General features: G+C 65.8%; 16 protein-coding genes and 1 pseudogene. 9 read left to right on the top strand and 8 right to left on the bottom strand.

The annotated features are described in order from the left end of the window. Nucleotides 1-28 precede the first annotated feature (28 nt). Genes IVB31_RS09235 through IVB31_RS09225 form a run of 3 tightly spaced genes read left to right on the top strand, consistent with a single transcriptional unit; the run spans nucleotide 29 to nucleotide 2,221 of the window. Nucleotides 29-943, top strand: coding sequence for a DUF692 domain-containing protein (locus IVB31_RS09235; protein ID WP_247321024.1), 915 nt, complete (start codon nucleotides 29-31; stop codon nucleotides 941-943). Next, nucleotides 933-1,712 carry a DNA-binding domain-containing protein gene (locus IVB31_RS09230; protein WP_247321022.1) on the top strand — a complete coding sequence of 260 codons (780 nt, stop codon included), beginning with the start codon at nucleotides 933-935 and terminating at the stop codon, nucleotides 1,710-1,712. Before IVB31_RS09235 ends, IVB31_RS09230 begins: the two co-directional genes overlap by 11 nt. Then, nucleotides 1,712-2,221, top strand: a complete 510-nt coding sequence (locus IVB31_RS09225; RefSeq protein WP_247321251.1) for a DoxX family protein — start codon at nucleotides 1,712-1,714, stop codon at nucleotides 2,219-2,221. Before IVB31_RS09230 ends, IVB31_RS09225 begins: the two co-directional genes overlap by 1 nt. Nucleotides 2,222-2,232: 11 nt before the next feature. On the opposite strand, the gene IVB31_RS09220 is transcribed toward IVB31_RS09225, so the two are convergent. Genes IVB31_RS09220 through IVB31_RS09210 form a run of 3 tightly spaced genes read right to left on the bottom strand, consistent with a single transcriptional unit; the run spans nucleotide 2,233 to nucleotide 4,318 of the window. Continuing rightward, nucleotides 2,233-3,081: an SDR family oxidoreductase gene (locus IVB31_RS09220; RefSeq protein ID WP_247321020.1), complete on the bottom strand. Its 849-nt coding sequence runs from the start codon at nucleotides 3,079-3,081 to the stop codon at nucleotides 2,233-2,235. 9 nt (nucleotides 3,082-3,090) lie between these two features. Continuing rightward, nucleotides 3,091-3,642, bottom strand: coding sequence for a carboxymuconolactone decarboxylase family protein (locus tag IVB31_RS09215; protein ID WP_247321018.1), 552 nt, complete (start codon nucleotides 3,640-3,642; stop codon nucleotides 3,091-3,093). Then, nucleotides 3,620-4,318 carry a TetR/AcrR family transcriptional regulator gene (locus IVB31_RS09210; RefSeq protein WP_247321016.1) on the bottom strand — a complete coding sequence of 233 codons (699 nt, stop codon included), beginning with the start codon at nucleotides 4,316-4,318 and terminating at the stop codon, nucleotides 3,620-3,622. The genes IVB31_RS09215 and IVB31_RS09210 overlap by 23 nt, the downstream gene beginning before the upstream one ends. Nucleotides 4,319-4,539: 221 nt before the next feature. Between IVB31_RS09210 and IVB31_RS09205 the strand changes: the two genes are divergently transcribed. From IVB31_RS09205 to IVB31_RS09185, 5 genes and pseudogenes are all read left to right on the top strand, one after another. Continuing rightward, nucleotides 4,540-5,508, top strand: a complete 969-nt coding sequence (locus IVB31_RS09205) for a tripartite tricarboxylate transporter substrate binding protein (RefSeq protein WP_346730861.1) — start codon at nucleotides 4,540-4,542, stop codon at nucleotides 5,506-5,508. Nucleotides 5,509-5,533: 25 nt separating this feature from the next. Beyond that, nucleotides 5,534-6,073 carry a VOC family protein gene (locus tag IVB31_RS09200; RefSeq protein ID WP_247321013.1) on the top strand — a complete coding sequence of 180 codons (540 nt, stop codon included), beginning with the start codon at nucleotides 5,534-5,536 and terminating at the stop codon, nucleotides 6,071-6,073. A gap of 116 nt (nucleotides 6,074-6,189) precedes the next feature. Then, nucleotides 6,190-7,146, top strand: a pseudogene (locus IVB31_RS09195) (caspase family protein); the annotation flags it as partial. Beyond that, nucleotides 7,135-8,511, top strand: coding sequence for a WD40 repeat domain-containing protein (locus IVB31_RS09190; RefSeq protein ID WP_247321249.1), 1,377 nt, complete (start codon nucleotides 7,135-7,137; stop codon nucleotides 8,509-8,511). The pseudogene IVB31_RS09195 and the gene IVB31_RS09190, both read left to right, overlap by 12 nt. A gap of 53 nt (nucleotides 8,512-8,564) precedes the next feature. Beyond that, the gene (locus IVB31_RS09185) at nucleotides 8,565-9,377 is read left to right on the top strand and encodes a class I SAM-dependent methyltransferase (RefSeq protein ID WP_247321012.1); all 813 of its coding nucleotides are present in this window, start codon (nucleotides 8,565-8,567) and stop codon (nucleotides 9,375-9,377) included. Nucleotides 9,378-9,412: 35 nt separating this feature from the next. Here the strand turns inward: IVB31_RS09185 and IVB31_RS09180 are convergent, their stop codons facing one another. Then, entirely contained in the window at nucleotides 9,413-10,975 is a 1,563-nt protein-coding gene (locus IVB31_RS09180; protein WP_247321010.1) for a L,D-transpeptidase, read from the bottom strand. A gap of 241 nt (nucleotides 10,976-11,216) precedes the next feature. Beyond that, the gene (locus tag IVB31_RS09175; protein WP_247321008.1) at nucleotides 11,217-12,653 is read right to left on the bottom strand and encodes an oligosaccharide flippase family protein; all 1,437 of its coding nucleotides are present in this window, start codon (nucleotides 12,651-12,653) and stop codon (nucleotides 11,217-11,219) included. A gap of 306 nt (nucleotides 12,654-12,959) precedes the next feature. Here IVB31_RS09175 and IVB31_RS09170 point away from each other — a divergent pair, with 306 nt between their 5' ends. Further along, on the top strand, nucleotides 12,960-14,027 hold the full coding sequence (locus IVB31_RS09170; RefSeq protein WP_247321005.1) for an endo-1,4-beta-xylanase: 1,068 nt from the start codon (nucleotides 12,960-12,962) through the stop codon (nucleotides 14,025-14,027). A gap of 12 nt (nucleotides 14,028-14,039) precedes the next feature. Here IVB31_RS09170 and IVB31_RS09165 read toward each other — a convergent pair whose 3' ends face one another. From IVB31_RS09165 to IVB31_RS09155, 3 genes are all read right to left on the bottom strand, one after another. Beyond that, nucleotides 14,040-14,990, bottom strand: a complete 951-nt coding sequence (locus IVB31_RS09165; RefSeq protein ID WP_247321003.1) for a DUF6492 family protein — start codon at nucleotides 14,988-14,990, stop codon at nucleotides 14,040-14,042. Between the two features lie 94 nt (nucleotides 14,991-15,084). After that, nucleotides 15,085-15,879, bottom strand: coding sequence for an rRNA adenine N-6-methyltransferase family protein (locus tag IVB31_RS09160; RefSeq protein ID WP_247321001.1), 795 nt, complete (start codon nucleotides 15,877-15,879; stop codon nucleotides 15,085-15,087). Beyond that, on the bottom strand, nucleotides 15,876-19,346 hold the full coding sequence (locus IVB31_RS09155; RefSeq protein ID WP_247320999.1) for an AAA family ATPase: 3,471 nt from the start codon (nucleotides 19,344-19,346) through the stop codon (nucleotides 15,876-15,878). The genes IVB31_RS09160 and IVB31_RS09155 overlap by 4 nt, the downstream gene beginning before the upstream one ends. Nucleotides 19,347-19,370: the final 24 nt, after the last annotated feature.

The following is a 19,370-nucleotide window of genomic DNA, read 5'->3' as shown; positions in this document are numbered from 1 at the left end:
TCACGACAACAAAGAGCGGAGAGGGGCCATGACGACGGAAATTGCACACAGCACGTCTGCGATACCACTCCGCTATTCCACCCCGATCGGTGGCGTTGCCGGAACGAGCTTCAAGCCTGAGCACCTTCAGGCGATCCTGGGCGCGGGCCGGCAACGTGGCTTCTTCGAAGTCCACGCCGAAAACTACATGGGCGCCGGCGGCCCACCGCATCGCGCGCTGGAAGCGATCCGCCGCGACCATCCGCTCTCCCTGCACGGTGTTTGCATGTCGATCGGCGGACCGCAGCCGCTGGACAAGGCGCATCTGGCCCGTTTCCGCAGCCTCGTCGCACGCTACCAGCCGGCGCTGGTCTCGGAGCACCTCGCCTGGTCGACGCATGAGACCAGCTTCTTCAACGATCTGTTGCCGCTGCCCTACACGGAGGCGACGCTGCGCTACGTCTGCGATCATATCGACCAGGTGCAGGAGGCGATCCGTCGTCCGCTGTTGCTGGAAAACCCGTCGACCTATGTCGCCTTCCGCGACTCGTCGATGGCCGAGACCGACTTCATCCGCGCCATTGCCGAGCGCACCGGCTGCCGGCTGCTGCTCGACGTCAACAACGTCTTCGTGTCCGCGACCAACCAGGGGTTTTCGGCGCTCGAATATCTCGCGGACTTTCCGCTCTCGCGTGTCGGCGAGATCCATCTTGCCGGTCACGCAGAGCAGGCCGACGACGAAGGCGACCTGCTGCTGATCGACAGCCATGACGGTCCGGTCGCGGATGCCGTGTGGAGGCTCTACGAGATCGTGATCCAGCGCCGCGGCCCGGTGCCGACGCTGATCGAATGGGACAGCAAAATTCCCGACTGGCCGGTCCTGCAGGCGGAGGCCGCCGCCGCGCAGGCGATCCTCGATGGCTGCCGTCCGGCCGCGCTGGTGGGAGACTGCCATGCCGCCTGAGCAGAATCCGTCTTTCGCCGCGGCCTTCGCGCCGGCGCTGCTGGATCCGACGCGGACCGTGCCTGCGATCGTGACCGGCCCGAACGGCAAGGCGGCCGGCCGGCGCTACGCCGTCTATCGCAACAACGTCACGGTGAGCCTGATCGACGCGCTCGCCGCGATCTATCCGGCGGTGCTGCGCATCACAGGTCCTGATTTCTTCCGGGCCATGGCGCGCTTCCATGTCCGCCGCACGCCACCCGCCTCGCCGTTGCTGTTCGACTACGGCCACGGCTTTCCGGACTTCATCGCGCAATACGAGCACGCGCAGGCCGTGCCCTGGCTCGCCGATGTCGCCCGCATCGAGCGGGCCTGGCTCGACGCCTATCATGCGCGGGACGCCGCGCCGCTGTCACCGGCGCGGCTCTCCGCAATCGTCCCTGAACGGCTGGCGGACATCGTCTTCACGCCGCACCCGGCCCTCGGGATCGTGCGCTCGCCATTTTCGGCCGTGACGATCTTCGCCGCCAACCGCGACGACGCGCCGGTGGAACGCATCGACGCGTCCACGCCGGAAGACGCGCTGATCACCCGGCCCGAATTCGACGTTACCGTGCGGCGCCTGCCACCCGGCGGCGCCGTCTTTGCCGCCTGCCTGGCGTCGGGCAGGTCGCTCGGCGAGGCCGCCGCGTCGGCACTGGAGGCATCGCCCGAATTCGACATCGCCTCGAACATCGCGGGCCTGATCGAGGCCGGCGCATTCACCTCGCTTGCTCCCGGAGACGCATGATGATCACGGACCAACGCTTGGCGACGGGCGGCAGCTTGCCGTCACTCGCGCTGCTCGTCGACAAGGCCAATCAGCTGGTGCAGACGATTGCCGCCCACTCACTCGTCCAACTCGTGCTGCGCGTCGCGCTGGCCGTGCCGTTCTGGCGATCCGGCATGCTCAAATGGGCAGGCTTCCTCAGGCTCAACGACACCGCAGTGACGCTGTTCAGCGACGAGTTCATGCTGCATCTGCCGGGCGGGCCCTATCACTATCCCGCGCCGACGGTGATGGCCTTCCTGTCGGGATGCGGCGAGATCACGTTTCCGATCCTGCTCATCCTCGGGCTCGGCACGCGGTTTGCCGGGCTCGGACTGTTGTTCATGACGCTGATCGTCGAGCTCACCGTGCCGGATGGTTGGCCGATCCATATCACCTGGGCGGCGATGGCCCTCGCCGTCATGGCCTACGGGCCGGGGCGCTTCTCGCTCGACCATCTGATCGGCCGCGCGCTATCGCCCGAGCGATAGACTCGCGCCGCTCACATCCCGCTCAGGCCGCTATCCACCGCGAGCGTCTGCGCGGTGACGTAGACGCTTTCATCCGAGAGGAAAAACAGCACGGCATAGGCGATCTCCCAGGCGGTCGCCTGGCGGCCGAAGGGAATTTGGCCCTTGCCGCGATTGGGACGGCCAGCGCCGGCCTCGCGGCCGTTGGGGGTGTCGACGAGGCCGGGATAGACCAGGTTGGCGCGGATGCCGCGGCGCGATCCGAGATGGGCGATGTTGCGCATCAGGCCGCCGAGCGCGGCTTTCGAGGAATCATACACCGCCATCTGCGATCCCGCCTTCAGCGCGGCGATCGAGGAGATGAACACGATGGCGCCGCCATCGTCGAATCTCGGCATCGCGGCGCGGCAGCACAGCATGGGACCGCGGACGTTGACGTCGTAGATCCTGTTCCACTCCTCCGGACTGACGGCATCGAGGCCGACCTTGCCGAAGGTGCCGATGTTGAGCACCATGCCGTCGAGGCCGCCCATGGCGCGATGCGCCTCGTCGATCATGCGCTGGACGTCGGTCTCGCTCGTGACGTCCGCGGTGATGGCAAAACCCTCGCCGCCTTCGTCGGTGATGTGCTTGACGGTCTGCCGAGCAGAGCTGTGGTTGAGGTCGCCTACCGCGACCTTGGCGCCCTCGCGCGCGCAAAGAAGGCTCATGGCGCGGCCGTTGCCGATCGGATCGGTGGCGGCGTCGAACACGCGTTGGCCCCCGCCGACGATCAGGATGCGGCGCCCCTTGAGACGTCCCCTGCCCGGCGCTTCGCCACGTGATTCCGCGCTGGGCGGACGAACGTAGCGGTCCGGCTGGGTCTCGGACTTTTCAGACATGGGACCCGCCTATTTCTTGCCGCCGTCATAGACCGTCATGCCGGCGGCCGGATCGAGATCGGTCTCGGTCGCCTCTGTGACACGCGCCATCATCATGTAGAAGCCGATCGCGACGATGGATTCCACGATCTCCTGGTCGCTCAGATGTTTTCGCGCAACAGCAAAGGTGGCGTCGGAAACGCGGACATTCTCGACCACCTCGCGGCCGAATTTCAGCAGCGCGCGCTCGGCCTCACTCAAGCCGGCGGCATCGTAGTCGCCGCGCTCGACCGCATCGATCTGTGCTTGCGTGCAGCCGACACCGAGCGCGATCGGCACGTGCTGGCGCCATTCATAGGCGCCGCCTTCGAGCTGGGCGGCCTGGAGAATCAAGAGCTCGCGGTTGACCGCCGAGAGCTTCTGCTTGTGCAGGATCGAATTGCCGAGCCGCATCGCCGGGATCATGTTGGCCTCGGCATGGGCCATCATGCGAAAGATGTTGAGCTTGACAGGCATGCGGTCGAACGAGGCGCGGATGTCGCCGCTCGTCGTCTCCGGATCAATCAGAGGCAGCCTTGCCACGAGTCTCTCCCTTGGTTCTTCGTTTCTTGTTGTCTTCTTCGTTGCCTGCCGCAATCAGCGACAGGAAGAAGGCGAGATAGCGGTCGATCGCCTCGATCACCTTCGGTCGCGGCGACGGCGCCGCACCCATTACGTAATGCTCTAGACGGATGTAGATCAGCCCGGCCGCGAACAGCCGCGCGGTCTCGCGCGGATCGGGCGTCGCGACCAGCCCGGCGAGCGCAAAGCCGCGAAAGTAGTCCGTCATCATGCTCTGCTCGCGCGCATAGAAATGATCGGCGAATTTGGCGCGGATGCCGGGCACGCGGTTGCGCTCGGCGGTGATGACCTTCTGAAACTGGTGCTCGCGCGGATCGGACCATTGCTCGACCAGGTCCAATGCGAATTGGCGGCAGAACGCGGCAGGCTGGCGCGCGAGCTGCTTGTAGCGCGGCTCCTCCAGCCGGCTCGCCGAACTGGCAGGACCGTGCTCGCTGACGATCGCTTCCAGAATCGCGGCCTTGCCGGAGAAATGATTGTAGAGACTGCTCTCGCGGATGCCGACGCGACGCGCGAGCTCACGCATCGAGGCGCCGCCATAGCCGCTCTGCGCGAACAGATCGAGCGCCTCGCTGAGGATGCGCTCGCGCGTCGTGGGCGAAGCCGCTTCCGCCGCGCTGGAGGTGGGGACAGCCATGCTGGATTGACTAACGAACGATCGTTCGCTAGTCAACCTTACGACGATCGTTCGTCTGCCAGGACGACGATTGCGGGACCGCGGCGCTGCAAGGGCGGGTCGCATTAAACTCCGCTCGCGCGAGAAGCGGAGAGAAATTTGGGGACGACGTCATGGCGCGCTTCGCTCAACTTTTGCCCGCGTGGCAAGTCATCGCCCGGCAAGTCCTGCGGCAAGTCATCATGATGCTGCGCACCGTCACGCTCTCGTTTCTCGCATTGCTGTCGGCGGCGCCGCCGTCGCACGCCGAGGATCCCGCCGCCTACCCCACGCACAAGATCAGGATGCTGCTGCCCTATGCGGCTGGTGGCGGCGGCGACGTGGTCGGCCGGCTGCTCGCCGACAAGATGGGCAAGACGCTCGGACAGAGCATCTACATCGAGAACCACACGGGCGCTGCCGGCACGCTCGGCACCCAGATGGTCGCGACATCGCCGAATGACGGCTACACCATCACCGTTGGCGGCATGACCACGCATGTGCTGGCGCCGGCGATTTATCCAAAGCTGCCTTATGACTCGATCAAGGATTTTACCACGATCGGCCGCGTCGGCGTCTCCGCGATCATACTGGTGGCGACCAAGGATTTTCCTGCCAATGACATCAAGGGCCTGATCGCGCTCGCCAAGAAGGGCGAGCCGATTCAGTACGGAAGCTGGGGCATCGGCTCGACCGGGCAGTTCTGCGCGGAGATCCTGATGCAGCAGACCGGCATCAAGATGGAGCACGTGCCGTTCAACGGCATTGCCAAACTGGCCGGCGATCTGCTCGGCGGCCACATTTCACTGGCGACGCTCGACGTGGCGACCGCGACACCTCTGGTGAAGGACGGCTCGATCAAGGCGCTGGCCGCCTGCGGCGAGCGCTCGCCGAGCCTGCCGGATGTCGCAAGCTACAAGGAACAGGGCGTGCCGTTCGACCGCAGCCTGTCCTGGGCGATGTATGCGCCTGCGGGCCTTGCTCCGCCGATCGCAGAGAAATTGTCGGCGGCACTGAAGGACGCGCTCGGCGATGCCGAGGTGAAGCAGAAGCTATTGGGACTCGGCATCACCCCGCAATTCGTCCCGGGCGACGAACAACGCGACATCAACGCTCGCGACATCGCGGCCTGGAAACAGGTTGCCAAGGATGCGGGCATCGAGGTCAAGTGAGCGAGCTGACAACAGGAGCGCTGGCATGAGCCGCATCTTCGGCGCGGTGCGCCAGAATGGATATGTGGTGCGGGACATCCACGCTGCGATGACGCACTGGATCGAGGTGATGGGCGTCGGTCCCTGGTACTATATGGACCGCGTCAAGACCGACTGGTTCCGCCATCGCGGCGAGAACTCCGCCGTCGAGATGAGCATTGCGCTGGCCAATTCAGGCGATCTCCAGATCGAGCTGATCCAGCAGCGCAACGACGCGCCCTCGCTGTACAGGGAGTTTCTGGACGCCGGCCACGAAGGCCTCCAGCACATGTCCTACTGGAGCCACGACTACCAGTCGCTCTACGACAAAGCGATCGGGCGCGGCTACCGGATCGGCCACGAGGGCCAGATCGGCGGCGACCAGGGGCGCTTTGCCTATTTCGATACCCAGGCCCACCCGGGCACCGTGATCGAGATCTCCGACATCAGCGGCACCAAGGGGCCGTTCTTCGAGCGTGTCAGGCAGGCGGCGGCGAACTGGGACGGGACGCGGCCGATCCGCGAGGTCGGCGGAGCGAAATCGTAGAACTGATCGCCGGATGCGACCACAGGAAGCGCCGGACGAAATCAAATAGAAATTGTATTGCGGCCCTGGTCGGATATTCTCGCCGGCATTGCAGATATCCCGGCTTGGGGGCCGTGATGAAGTTTTTTTGTCTCTTTATTCTCGGCGCATTGACTCTCGCCCTTGAGCCGACTGGGGCCTTTGCCGACCAGCGCATGGCGCTGGTCATGGGCAATTCGGCCTATCAGCGCGCACCCAAGCTCTCCAATTCCGCCAACGACGCCAACCTGCTGGCCGAGACCTTCAAGAAGGCCGGCTTCACCGTGGTCGAAGCGCGCAACGACCTCTCGGCCCAGGACATGCGGCGGGCGTTGCGCGATTTCGGCGCCAAGGCCCGCAGCGCCGATATCGCCGTGATCTACTATGCCGGCCACGGCATCGAGATCGACGGCAACAATTATCTCGTTCCCGTCGATGCCCAGCTCGAGAACGACACCGACGTCTATGACGAGACCATCGGGCTCGACCGTGTGCTCGTCGCCATCGAGCCGGCGAAACGGCTGCGCCTCGTCATTCTCGATGCCTGCCGCGACAATCCGTTTTCAAAGAACATGAAGCGCACGATGGCGTCGCGGGCAGTCGCGCGCGGATTGGCCAAGGTCGAGCCGTCGAGCCCGAACACACTGGTGGCGTTTGCCGCCAAGGCCGGCCTTACCGCGCTCGACGGCGACGGCAAGAACAGCCCGTTCGCGACGGCGCTGGCGCATCACCTCGCGACCCCCGGCCTCGATCTGCGCAAGGCATTCGGCTATGTCCGCGACGAGGTGCTCCAGGCCACGACCAACAAGCAGGAGCCTTTCATCTACGGCTCGCTCGGCGGCGACGATGTCGTGCTGGCGCCGGCGGCAGCGCCTTCTGCTCCACCGCCTGCGCCCGTCGCATCCACCGACATGAGCGCGTCACGTGACTACGAATTCTCCGAGCGCGTCGGCTCGGTGGAAGCCTGGGACCTCTACATCGCCGCGCATCCGAGCGGGTTCTACACCGACCTGGCGAAAGTTCAGCGCAACAAGCTCGCGGCGGTGGCCGCCCGTCCCGCATCGGCACCAGCGCCAGCCCCCGTCGCGATTGAAACGAAGAAGGTGCAGACCACCCCCGTGCTGCCGCCGCAGCCGGAGGCAACAAAACCCGTGGCCGCGCCAAAGCTCGCGGCCGTTCCGGCGACCGTCACACCGCTCGCGCTCACCAGTCCACCCGCGACCGAGACGAAGAGCGTTGCGGCCATCCCGTCCGCGAGCTGCACCACGCGGATCGCGCGGCGCGGCAACGACGCCGTCGGCGGTCCCTTCATTCCGGTCTCGATCAAGCCCAATGTCGAGGGGGCGAGCGTCCGCACCATCGCAATCGCTCCCAACGGCCGGGAGATCGCGACCGCCGGCGACGACGGCGTGATCCGGCTCTGGGATGCAGCCTCGTTCCGGCAGACGCGCGTGCTGCGGGGACATGCCGGCGCGGTCTACGCGCTCGACTATTGGGCTGACAGCACACTGCTCGCCTCCGCCGGATGGGACGGCAAGGTCAAGGTGTGGAATCTCAAGAACGACGGTCAGAGCCTGACGTTCGATGCCGGCGCCAAACAGTTCGCGGTCGCCTTCGCGCCGGAATCGTCGCCGAAATATCTGGCCTCGGCCGGCGAGGACGGCGTCGTGCGGATCTGGAATCTTGGCACCCGCGATCTCGCCAGGAGCAGGCTCGATCACCAGAGCGCCGATCCCGCGCGCGCGGCGGTCCGCTCGCTGAGCTACGCGCCCTCAGGTTCTGGCGAGTTCGTCTCGGCCGGCTTTGACGGCAAGATCAGGTTCTATCGCACCAGCGGTGCCATCGACGCGAGGGATGCCTACGGCCGCAAGGCGCTGCGGGTGGCATATTCGCCCGACGGCACGCGCCTGGTCACCGCCGGCTCGGACGCGGAGCTCGGCGCGGCAAAGGTGTGGGACGCGAAAGGCGGCACCGCGCGGCTCCTCACGGGACATCGCGACTATGTCGTGTCGGCCAGCTGGTCCGCGGACAGCAAACGCATCGTGACCGGCGGCGGCGGACGCGACAAGTCGGTGAATTTGTGGGACGCCGAGAGCGGCCGGTTGCTCGCAAGCTTTGCGGGCCATCAGGAGGACATCGAGGCGGTCGCCTTCTTTCCGGGCGGCACGCGGCTGATCTCCGCGAGCGAGGACAAGACCATCAAGGTCTGGGACATCGCCGAGCGGCGCGTGCTCCTCACCGCCATCGGCTTCGGCGACGACGGCTTTGTCAGCTACACGCCCGAAGGCTGCTACGCCGGATCGAGCGGCATCGAGAGCCGGCTCAGCATCTCTAGCGGTAGCCGCTACGAGCCGATGTCGCTGGAGGCGCGCAAGGCGATGCAGGAGCCGGCGGGGTTCGCGACATTGCTGGCACGGTAGGCCGCGATCCGTGGTAACCTGAACGTCGCGTCCGAACCTAGAGCGAGGCACGCATGTCCAACACTGACAAGGTTTTCGCCGGCTCGATCCCAAAGCTCTACGACGAATATCTGGTCCCGATGATCTTCGCCGTTTACGCCGACGACATCGCGAGACGGGTCGCGGCGCGCTCGCCTTCCGTGTTGCTGGAGATCGCGGCGGGCACGGGTGCGGTGACGCGCGCCGTGGCTGCGGCGCTGCCGCCCGGCGTCCGCTATGTCGCGACCGACCTCAACGAGCCGATGCTCGCGGTCGCGGCGCAGCGCCAGGCGGACGATGATCGCATCATCTGGCGCCAGGCGGACGGAATGGCCCTGCCGTTCGGCGACGCCGAGTTCGACGTTGTGTGCTGCCAGTTCGGCGCGATGTTCTTTCCGGACCGCGTCAAGGCCTACGGCGAGATGAAGCGCGTCCTGAAGGGCGACGGCACGTTCGTGTTCAACGTCTGGGACCGGATCGAGGACAATGTGCTGACGCATGAAGCGACGCTCGCGCTCGAAAAGCTGTTTCCCGATGACCCGCCCCGTTTCATGGTCCGGACGCCGCACGGCTATCACGACAAGGCGGTGATCAGGACCGACCTCGAACGTGCGGGCTTCCGTGACATCGCGATCGAGACGCGGCCTGAAATCAGCCGCGCGCCGTCGGCCGAATATGCCGCGATCGCCCTTTGCCAAGGCACGCCGCTGCGCAGCGAGATCGAGGCCAGGGACGCCAGCAAGCTTCAGGCCGCAACCGACATCGTTGCCGAGGCGATCCGAACGCGCCATGGATCCGGCGCGATCGAAGGCAAGATCCAGGCTATCGTGATCGAGGCACGCAGGTAGTTGCGGGCTTCGACCTCAGCCCGGCCTCCCGCGTCCTACCAAAAACTTCGCTGCATCGGCTGTGCCGGCTGGTAATATTGATACTGGCCGCGCCGGCGCGGATTGACGGGCTGCGGGGCCGGATCGCGCTGCTGGAAGAAGAAGCCGAAGCCGTTGCCGCCATTGCCCCAGCTGTCGTCGCTGGCAACGGCCATCGGAGGCGGCGCGGTCGGCTTGCGCGTGATGAAACCACCCTGCGGATGGTTGCTCAGCACTGCGACGAATTCGGTGCGGTAGTTGGTCTCGGCGCTCAGCGGCTCGTCCGAGATGATGATCGACGAGCGCGGCAATGCGGTCGGCCCGATGCGATCCCACACCTCCTGCGGGATGGTGATGCGGTCGAGCGCGTCCTTGGCGTCGTCGCCGTTTTCGATCGAGACCACGCTCCAGCGCAGGCCCGCATCGTTCTTCGCCATCGCCGTGAAGATGTGCGTACCGAGCGGCTGATCGGGATTGCGGATCGTGACGGGAACCTCGATGCTGGTGTCGAACACCTCGCCGCCGCCATCCGGCGCCGGCTTGTGCGTGTTCCGCCGCACGTAGAGCTTCTGTGTCGCCCGGCTGATGTAGACCGAGACCGGCTCGAGCGCGAGCTTTGCATCGGTCGCAGCCTTCACGGCCTCGGCCTTCTTCGCCGCAGCGACCTTCGCGGCCTCCTTCGTGGCGGCGACGGCGTCGCGCTTCGGCTGCGCGGCGGCCCTGGCGGCATCGAGCTGCGTCGCCGCATCGGCAGCCTTGGTGGCGGCCTTCTGCTGCAGCTCCTCGGCCTTGGCCCGAGCCTGATCGGTCTTGGCTGCCGCGAGCTGTTTGTCGGCGAAGGCGAGCTCGGCGTCGGCCCGGGTCTTCTGCTGTTCCAGCTTGCGCAGCGACGCGGGAAGCGAGACGGCGTCCTTCGCGGCCAGGGCGGCAGCCTTCTTGGCATCGTCGGCGGCCCGGACGGCCTCCTCGGCTTCGCCGGAGAGCCTGTCGATGCGGTGCGGCGCCGCCTCGATGGCCTCCCGCTTCGGCATGAACAGCGCGGGATGGGAGAAATCGACCGGGGCCGCGTCGTTCGGCGAGATGATCACCCGCATCCCGATGTTCGTCTTGTCGAACAGGCCCTCGGCAAAGCCAAAGGGCATGCGCACGCAACCATGCGAGGCGGCATAGCCGGGCAGCGGTCCGCCATGCAGCGCGATGCCGTTCCAGGTGATGCGCTGCATGTTCGGCATCCAGGCATCGTCATACATGGTCGAATGATGGTCCTTGTCCTTCTCGACGATGGCGAAGACGCCGGCCGGCGTCTCGCGTCCCGTCGTGCCGGTTGACACCGGCGCGCGAAAAATCCAGCCCTCGGCGTCGTAGAAAGTGACCTGCTGGCTCTTGATCGAGACGATCGCCATGATCGGCTCGCCGGCCTCGCGCGGCGCCACGGCCTCGGCCGGCGGACGCGCCTGCTTGGCCGCGGTGGCCGGGGCCGCCGCCGCCAATGCGACGATCGCCGCCAAGGTTACAATTCCGGGAGGCCCCCAACGCCGCGTCGTCGTGGTGAATTGCGCCGTTGTCAGTCGGTTTTTCATGCCATCCTCGGTCGAAATGCCAGTCCGCTGGTGTCGATCATGGGTCAGATTGAGATCTTTGCATTAAGAAATCGCAGCCGCCTTACGTTCCGTCTGTGGCGAGATTCGGCACGTTCCGGCGACAAATCTCTCTTATACGACGGGTCGCGCAGGCGGAAGGGCGGCGTGCAGCCGGGGCTGGCCCGAAGCTGGCGGTCTAACGCTGCGGCAGAATGTCCGGGAAGGCCTCGACGGACGCCTGCTAGACGCCCAACGCCTTGCGGTTGAAGGTTCGCAGGAAACGCAGCGACAGCGTCCGGACATTTGCGACGTTCAACAGCCACGCGGCGGCGGCATAAGCGAGCCCCCCGGCAAGGCTCACGACGATGAACGGGACGAGGCCGGCGCTGTTGACCTGCGATTGCGCAACGAGGATGGCAGCCGCCATCGCCGCGGCGGAGGCGGCAACACTGGCGAGGCGGTGGAGGTCGAACGGGACAGGGTGGGCGCGATGCATCAGGACGACGGCAACGAGGAAGCCGATCGCTTCGGTCGCGAGCGTCGCCAGCGCCGCGCCGTAGAGGCCGTAGCCGGCCACCAGCGCGAACATCAACGCCACGCTGACGACCAGCGTCAGGAACGACTGCGCCGCCAGCATGAACGGCCGCTCGGCGAGCTGGAAGCTGATCTGCACGTAGAATTGATTGGCGATGCCGAAGAAGCGCGCGATCACCAGGGTCGGCAGCAGCGCCGACACGCCGGCGCGGAAGTCGACGCCGACCAGCGTGCCGGCGACCTGGTCGGCCGCGAGCGCGAGCCAGACGGCGACGGGCGCGACCACGACGAGCAGCAGCTCGAGGCTCTCGGTCAGCCGCTCCCGCGTCGTCTCGCTGTTTTTCTCCGACAATGACCGGAACACCAGCGGCACGGTCGCCGCGGCGACGCTGGAGGCGATCATGACCATGAACTGGCGCGGCAGATCGGCGGCGACGCCAAAGATGCCGGCGGCGTCCTTGCCAAGCAAATAGGCGACAATGAGCCGGTCGCAGGCGGAATAGACTGCAACGGACAATCCGGCCAGCGTCAGCGGCAGGCCGTAACGCGCGAGTTGCATGAACTGGCTGCGCTGGAAGCGCGCGATCCTGGTGCGGTCGCCGACGAGGTTCAGGATGATCCCGGTGAGCGAACCCAGGCCGAAAGCCGCGAGCAGTCCCAATCCACCCCAGCCGAGCCAGATGCCGAGCAGGCCGAAACCCACGCTCGACACGCTGCGCACGATCGAGATCGCCGCAAACCTGTAGGGACGCAATTTGGCGCGCTCGAACTCCTGGCCGACATCGACCGCGTTCGCCATGATCGCGACGAACATGCTGGCGAGCAGCAGCCCAACGCTGAGATCGCTGCGGAACAGGAAGACCAGTGGAGTCGTGGCGCAGAGCACCGCGACGGTGAGCCCGAAGGCAACCATCGCCGTGCCGCGAAAATCCACATCGGCCGACATTGCCTGATAGCGCGAGACCGACAGCTTGATCCAGGCGAAGAAGATCGCGCCCAGAATGCCGGCCAGGCTGATGCCCACGACATAGACGCCGTACTCCGCCGGCGTCAGCAGCCGCGTGTAGGCCGTGACCGCGAAGAAGCCCACCGCCGCAGGCAGGATGTAGGCGACGAGATAAATCGAGAAATGGCGGTTCAGCATGCGAGCACGGGACCGGCAACTTTGTTGCGAATGTGACGGCCGCTAATGAATTGGACCTTGGCGGGCGAACGAATTGCGCCGCAGCATCCCTCAAGAGTGTCACATAAGTCTGGAGATCGGGCGGCGAATGAGCCTCCGAGGCTGCTTTCGCACGTTAGCGTTAAATTTGCCCTTCCCGGAACGGGAGTGCGCGATCACCCAAAGGAACCATGATTCACAGATGACAAAGTTAACCCAACGAGGGAAAACCGCGGCGTTGCAAGGCGGCGCTTGGTACGGTGGCGCGTTGGTTCGAAAAGGACTGCCGTGACCAAGCTGGACAGACGCGAATTTCTCCTCGGCAGCGCTGCAGCACTTGCGGCGGGCGCATCGGCGTCCGCAGCGCCGGCATCAAAGCTTGCCCAGCGCCGTCCGGGGTTCGGCGCCGCGGCCACGCTCTGGGACCTGCAAGCCGATCCCAGGCTCGGCGAAGCCATCAGCACCTATTGCACACAGGTGGTGCCGGTGCTCGAGCTGAAATGGCCGATGCTGCGGCCGACCGCGCACACATTTGCGTTCGAACGCGCGGACGCGATTCTGGATTTCGCGCGGCAGAACGATTTGACGATGCGCGGCCACGCGCTCGCCTGGTATTATGACATTCCGGACTGGACCAAGCAGATCAAGGATTCCAAAGGCGTCGAGCGCGCCTATGTCGACCACATCGGCACCGTCGTCTCCTATTACAAGGACAAGCTGACGTCGTGGGACGTCGTCAACGAGCCGATCCCGGACAATCCCCGCAGTCCAAAAGACCGCCGCGATACGTTCTGGACGCAGCACCTGGGCAACGCCTGGATTCCTCTCGCTTACCGCACCGCCGCCGCAGCCGATCCCTTCGTCAAGCTCGCGATCAACGAATATGACATCGAGTCGGCAAAGGACTCGTTCATTGCGAAGCGCGCAGCGTACCGCAATCTCATCATGGAGTTGCTCGACCAAGGCGTGCCGCTGCACGCCGTGGGGCTGCAAGCGCATCTGCATGCCGAGCTGGAGATCGACACCCACGGGCTGGCCGAATTCGTCACCGAGCTGCGCTCCTGGGGCCTCGATGTGCTCGTCACCGAACTCGATGTCGACGACCAGAAGCTGATGGGAACGCCGGCGGAGCGTGATGCCGTCGTCGCCAAGCGCGTCGATGATCTCTTGACCGCGATCGCGACCAGCGGACCCGTGCGCTCGATCCTGACCTGGGGCCTCTCGGACCGCTACAGCTGGATCAACGGCACCTTTGCCCGCGCCGACAAGCAGCCGAACCGTCCCTTGCCGCTCGACGGCGAATTCAAGCCGAAGCCGTTCATGGACGTGATCAGCAAATTCACGCGGGACGTGTAAGGGCGCCGGTCTTCAGCGCGCCTTCGGCACTGCGAATTCGGCCGCGTCGTTCACGTGGTCGGGCGCGAGGCTCGGACCGCGACGCTCGCGCGAGCTGAGGCGGAACACGTCGCGGATATCGTCGATCGAGGTCGACGAATAGGACTGGATGCAGAGCGCGACCTGCTCGGGCGAAGCGGCGCGCATCATCGCCTCGATGGCCGGGCGGTCGAGGCGCGTGTCGTCCCAATGCGAGACCGCGATGCTCTCTTCCGTGACCCGGTGCGCGGTCAGATGGGCTGGCGAGTTGGCGACGAAGTTGCCGTACATCAAATATTCCGAGAACTTCTTCTTCCGGCACAGTGCCAGAACCCAGTTCAATCCCGTCGCCGACTTGATCGCGTCGGTCATCGCGCGCGCGGTGTCCTTGTCCCAGACCAGCGCGTTGCCGACATAGTCGTCGGCCGGGAACGAGCGCTGCTCGATACCGAGAAGCTGATCGACGGTGCGGAGCCACAGCACATGCAAGGGGTGGTCGGCGTCGATCCCCTTACGCGTGACGAACAGCGGCGTCTTCTCGGCGCCGGCATATTGGCCGACATCGAATTCGCGGAAGAACAGATTGTCCGAATCCAGGATGCAGACGCGCTGCTCCGGCGCGTTGAGGACGCCGGCGATCTTGAGGATCTGCTGAATGTGCCAGCCATGGACGGGCGACGACAGCAGCGACAGCCAGACCCGCCGCTTGCTGATGAACTGGAGAGCCGGCGGCAGCGCCCGGAGCCATTTCGGCAAGTAACGCGAGGCCGGAACGATGACGCGCTTGTCGGATGCGAACCGCGCGAACAGCGGCAAATCCTCATCGTTAACGAGAACATAATGCCGCGTGTAACCCGTCAACCAGGTGTCGATGCTCTCGCTGAGCAGCGAAAAGCGCTCGATATCCTTGGCGTAGCTGGCGGTCAGCAGGGCAACGGAATGCATGGGCGCGCTCGTATGGCGATTAGGCCGCAGTCATAGCCCCGGCCGGAGCCGTTGGAAACTTGCATTCGAGATCAAGGTAAAACGAAACCAAGCATTAGCTATCCGACGGCAGCCCCTGCTCGATGCCGCGAAACCGCAAGGGCGCCAGGGCCGACGCGCGCTGCCACCAGTCGGCGACGCGGTCGTCGAGCGCGGTCACACCTCGTCCCTGGCCGGGGAAGATCCGGATCTGCTGCACCGCCTCGGCTTCGAACCCCTTGCGCTTGCGCGTGATCTTGAGGGCGGCGCCTTCGCGGTCCCGCTGGGTCAGCGGCACCAGGAGGCGGCCACGCGGGCGGAGCGACCGGAGCCAGAGCGGATGCGGGTGCGAGAAGCCGGCATGAACGATGATCACGTCGGCGGGTTCGCCGATGTCCTCGCATCCGTCACCGTGGACGACCGCGACGTTGCGATAGGCGCCAAGATAGGTCGCTGCGCGCGCCGCAAGCCGCTGGTCGCATTCGATGGCATGCACCCTGCCCTTCGGGCCCACGATCCCCGACAGCACGGCCGAGAAATAGCCGAGCCCGCAGCCGATCTGGACCACGCGGTCTTTTTCGCCGACGTCGAGCAAATCGATGAAATGCGCCCACAGGCTCGGCAGTCCGGTGTCGAGCTTGCGACGCGCATCGATCGCGACCAGCACATTGTCCTGGAGATGAACGGGATCGGCATCCGCCGTCAGCCGATAGCTGCGCGCCGCCTCGCTCTTGATGCGCCAGGGTCCCTTCGCCAGAAACTTTTCGCGCGGAACAGTGGCGAGTGCCTCCAGCAGGCGCTTTGAGGAAATCCGTTCACGCTTCGCAATCAACTCGACGTAACGCGCGCGGGCGGCGGCAAGATCGCTCATCGCACGGGATCGGCCTGTTCAGGAACGGGCGCGTCCGCACTGAGCTCGTTGACCAGTTGCATCGCCAGTTTCAGGTCCGGCGTGTAGAAACCCTCGCTGAATTTGCCGACGATCGGTACGAGCAGGAGACTTGCGTGCTCGCGCTTGCCGGCTTCGTGCGACAGGCGCGCGAGGCTGACGGCGGTGCGAAGCTCCCAGGACAGCGCGCCCTGCTTGCGGGCGATTTCCAGCGACAGGCCGAACAGCTCCTCGGCCTCCTTCGCCGAGGCCGGATCGCCGTCCGACAGGGTGATTTCGCCCTGCAGGCGGTAGACTTCGGCGAGGTAGGAGTGATCGCCGGTCCGTCTCGCGGTCGCGAGCGCACCGTCCAGCGCGCGCAAGGCGGCATCGCGCATCCCGACCTTGGCGTAGGCCTCCGCGAGCAGGCAGCGGAACCAGCAGCCGGCGAGCCAGGAATCCATCGCCTCGTATTCGTCGAGGCCGAAGCGCATCTGGCTGAGGCCTTCGTCGGCCTCGCCGAGCTGCGCCAGCGCCCAGCCGCGCAGGATCGCCGCCTGCTGCTTCCAGTGCAGGAAATTGTGCTCGGTGGCGATGATCATGGCGCGGTTGGCGTGGTCGCGCGTGCCCTCGACGTCGCGCAAATGCTGACAGAGATAGGCGCCGAACACGAGCGCGAAGGCGAGCGTGAAGGGGTGGCGGATCTTCTCGGCATTCGCGATCGCCTGCTCGCTGTGCTGGCGCGCCGCGTCGGGCCGGCCCAGGAACCACAGCAGGTAGCCGAGATAGGACAGCGAGACGACACCGGGATCGGTGCCGTGCCGCTCCATCAGATCGGCGTGCAGATCGGGGCTGTACAGGTTGATGCAGCGGTGCAAATGGTGCTGCGAGGCGGCGAAGCGCCCGCGATAGAGCATGGTCATCGCGATCGCACGATGCGCCTCGATCAGATAGCCGGTCTGCTGCGCCGGCTGCGCGCCCTCGTTCAACCGCTCGCGCTTGGCAAATTTCAGGAGCTCGACGCTGAGATCGTGCGCGCGGGTCAGGTCAGCGCGGATGAAATGACAGACCCAGAGCCCGCGCGTGGCGGCAAAGGCCTTCTCCTCGTCGTCGAGCTGCTGGCCGAGCTCGAGCGCGCGAATGTAATTCTCCTCGACCTCCTGCACGGCGTAGCCCTTGGCGGCGATCAGCGCGTTGCCGAGCGCGATGCGCAGCTCGAGCTCCATCTCGTCGGCGCCCTGCATGCGCGCATTGGCCTGCACGACGCTCAAACCCCGGCGCAGATGGCCGATCGCCTCCAGATTGGCGCCGCTCTTGGCCGCCTGCTTGCCCGCCTTGAGCCAGAAGCTGGCGGCGCCCTCGCTCTGGCCGGATTCGGTCAAATGATGGGCGAGCAGCTCCGGTTCGCGCTCGGTCTTCTCCGGATACATCTCGGCGAGCACCTGGGCGATCCGGGAATGCAGCTTGCGCCGCTCGCTGTGCAGCAGGCTCGCATGCGCGGCGTTCTGGATCATCACGTGCTTGAAGGAGTAGAGCGCGTCGGGCGGATGGCCGCGGCGCATGATCAATCCCGCTTGCTCCAGATGATTGAGCGCCGCCTCGATCTGCTCGGCGGGCGTATTGGCGACCGCGTGCAGCGTCTCGTAGGAGAATTCGCGGCCGATGGTGGCGCCGATCTGCGCGATCCGCTTGAACGGTCCCATCCGGTCCAGCCGCGCCATCAGCGAGTCCGACAGCGTCGCCGGGATCGCGAGCTGCCGCCACGGGCCCGACAGCACGTAGCGCCCGTGCCGCTCGGTCAATAGGTTGGATTCGAGAACGGTCTTGGTGAGCTCCTCCAGGAACAGCGGCACGCCGTCGGTCTTGACGATGATCTCCTCGACGACCTCCTTGGGAAGCTCACGTCCGGCGACACGCTCGACCAGCGTTGCGCGCAACTGCCGGCTCAGGCGGTTCAGCACCAGGGTGGTGATGTGCGAATGCGCGTTCCAGCTCGGCTGGAATTCGGAACGCGCGGTGATGATGACGAGGACCGGCCTGTTCTGCGCCCGGTCGACGAGGAGATCGATCACCTCGCGGGAGGTCGGGTCGACCCAGTGCAGATCCTCGAACGCGATCACCAGCGGCAACTCGCGCGCGAGCCCGAGGAAATGATTGACCAGGGCCGCGACGGTCGCGTCCTTTTGCTGCTGCGGCGACAGCTCGAGCGGCGGATAGCGGTCACCGGTGGGAATGGACAACAGCGCGGCAAACAGCGGCGTGACCTGTTCGATGTCGCCATGCGCGGCGACGATCGCGGTCTCCAGGCTCGCCAGCGACTGGGCGGACGCATCCTCGCGGTCGAGACCGAGGGAGAATTTGAGCTGCTCGGCGAACGGATAGAACGCCGTGGAGGTGTAATAGGGCGAGCACTGGAACGAGACCTGGCCATGCCGGTCGCCCGATATCCGCTCGAAGATTTCCTGGATGATGCGCGACTTGCCGATGCCGGGCTCGCCAAATTTCACCACGACCTGGCCATCGCCATCCTTGACCTGCTGCCAGCGGCCCATCAGCAGCGCAATCTCCTCCTCGCGATTGACGAGCGGGGTCAGCCGCGTGCCCATGGCGGCGGCGAAGCGGGTCTCCACCCGCGAGGCGCGCATCACGTGCCAGGCCTGCGCCTTCTCCGAGATGCCCTTCAGCGCGTGGACCCCGAGATCGCGGTAGTCGAACTTCCCCTTCAGCAGCGCCTGGGTCGAGGTGGAAATCACCACACCGTTGGGCGGCGCCAGGCCTTGCAGGCGCGCGGCGAGATTGACGGTTTCTCCGACCGCGGAGTCGCGCTCTTCGGTGCCCTGTCCGACGAGATCGCCGACCACGACGAGACCGGTCGCGATGCCGATGCGGACCGCGGGTGAGTGGCTGAGCGCACCGCGCGGCTCGATCGCGCGCGCCGTCGACAGCACCCGGACGATCTCGAGCCCCGCGCGCACCGCGCGCTCGGCGTCGTCCTCATGTGCGGTCGGATAGCCGAAATAGACCAAAATACCGTCGCCGACGAAGCGGGCGGCAAAGCCCTCGTAATGCTTCACCACGCGGACACAGGTTTCGCGGAAGCTCGCGATCATGTCGCGCACGTCTTCCGGATCGAACTGCACCGAGAGCGAGGTGGAATCCACCATGTCGCAGAACATGGTGGTGAGCTGACGCCGTTCGGCCCCGACTTCCGTGCGCGGTTGCGGGCGCGCCGTCACGTCGGGCTTCTCCGCTGTTTCGGCCTGGAACAACGCGGTCATGGCCCGCTGGAGCCGCTTCCGATCGCCGAGCGGCAATCCGAGCTCGACGAGATCGGATTCGGTCAGGTCCCCCATGACGTCGAGATCGAGACGGTGCTGCGCGAAGAGATCGGTATAGTGGCCAAGCCCGATACCCTCGAGCCAGCGCTTCAGCCCGCCTTCCGCTCCCGTGCCCGGCTCATTCTCCAGCATGGTGATTCCGCCCGACCAATCACT

It is taken from the genome of Bradyrhizobium sp. 21 (genome assembly GCF_023073335.1).
Lineage (GTDB): Bacteria > Pseudomonadota > Alphaproteobacteria > Rhizobiales > Xanthobacteraceae > Bradyrhizobium.
The sequence above is the reverse complement of the archived record's forward strand: the minus strand, read 5'-3'. Positions and strand labels throughout refer to the sequence as shown.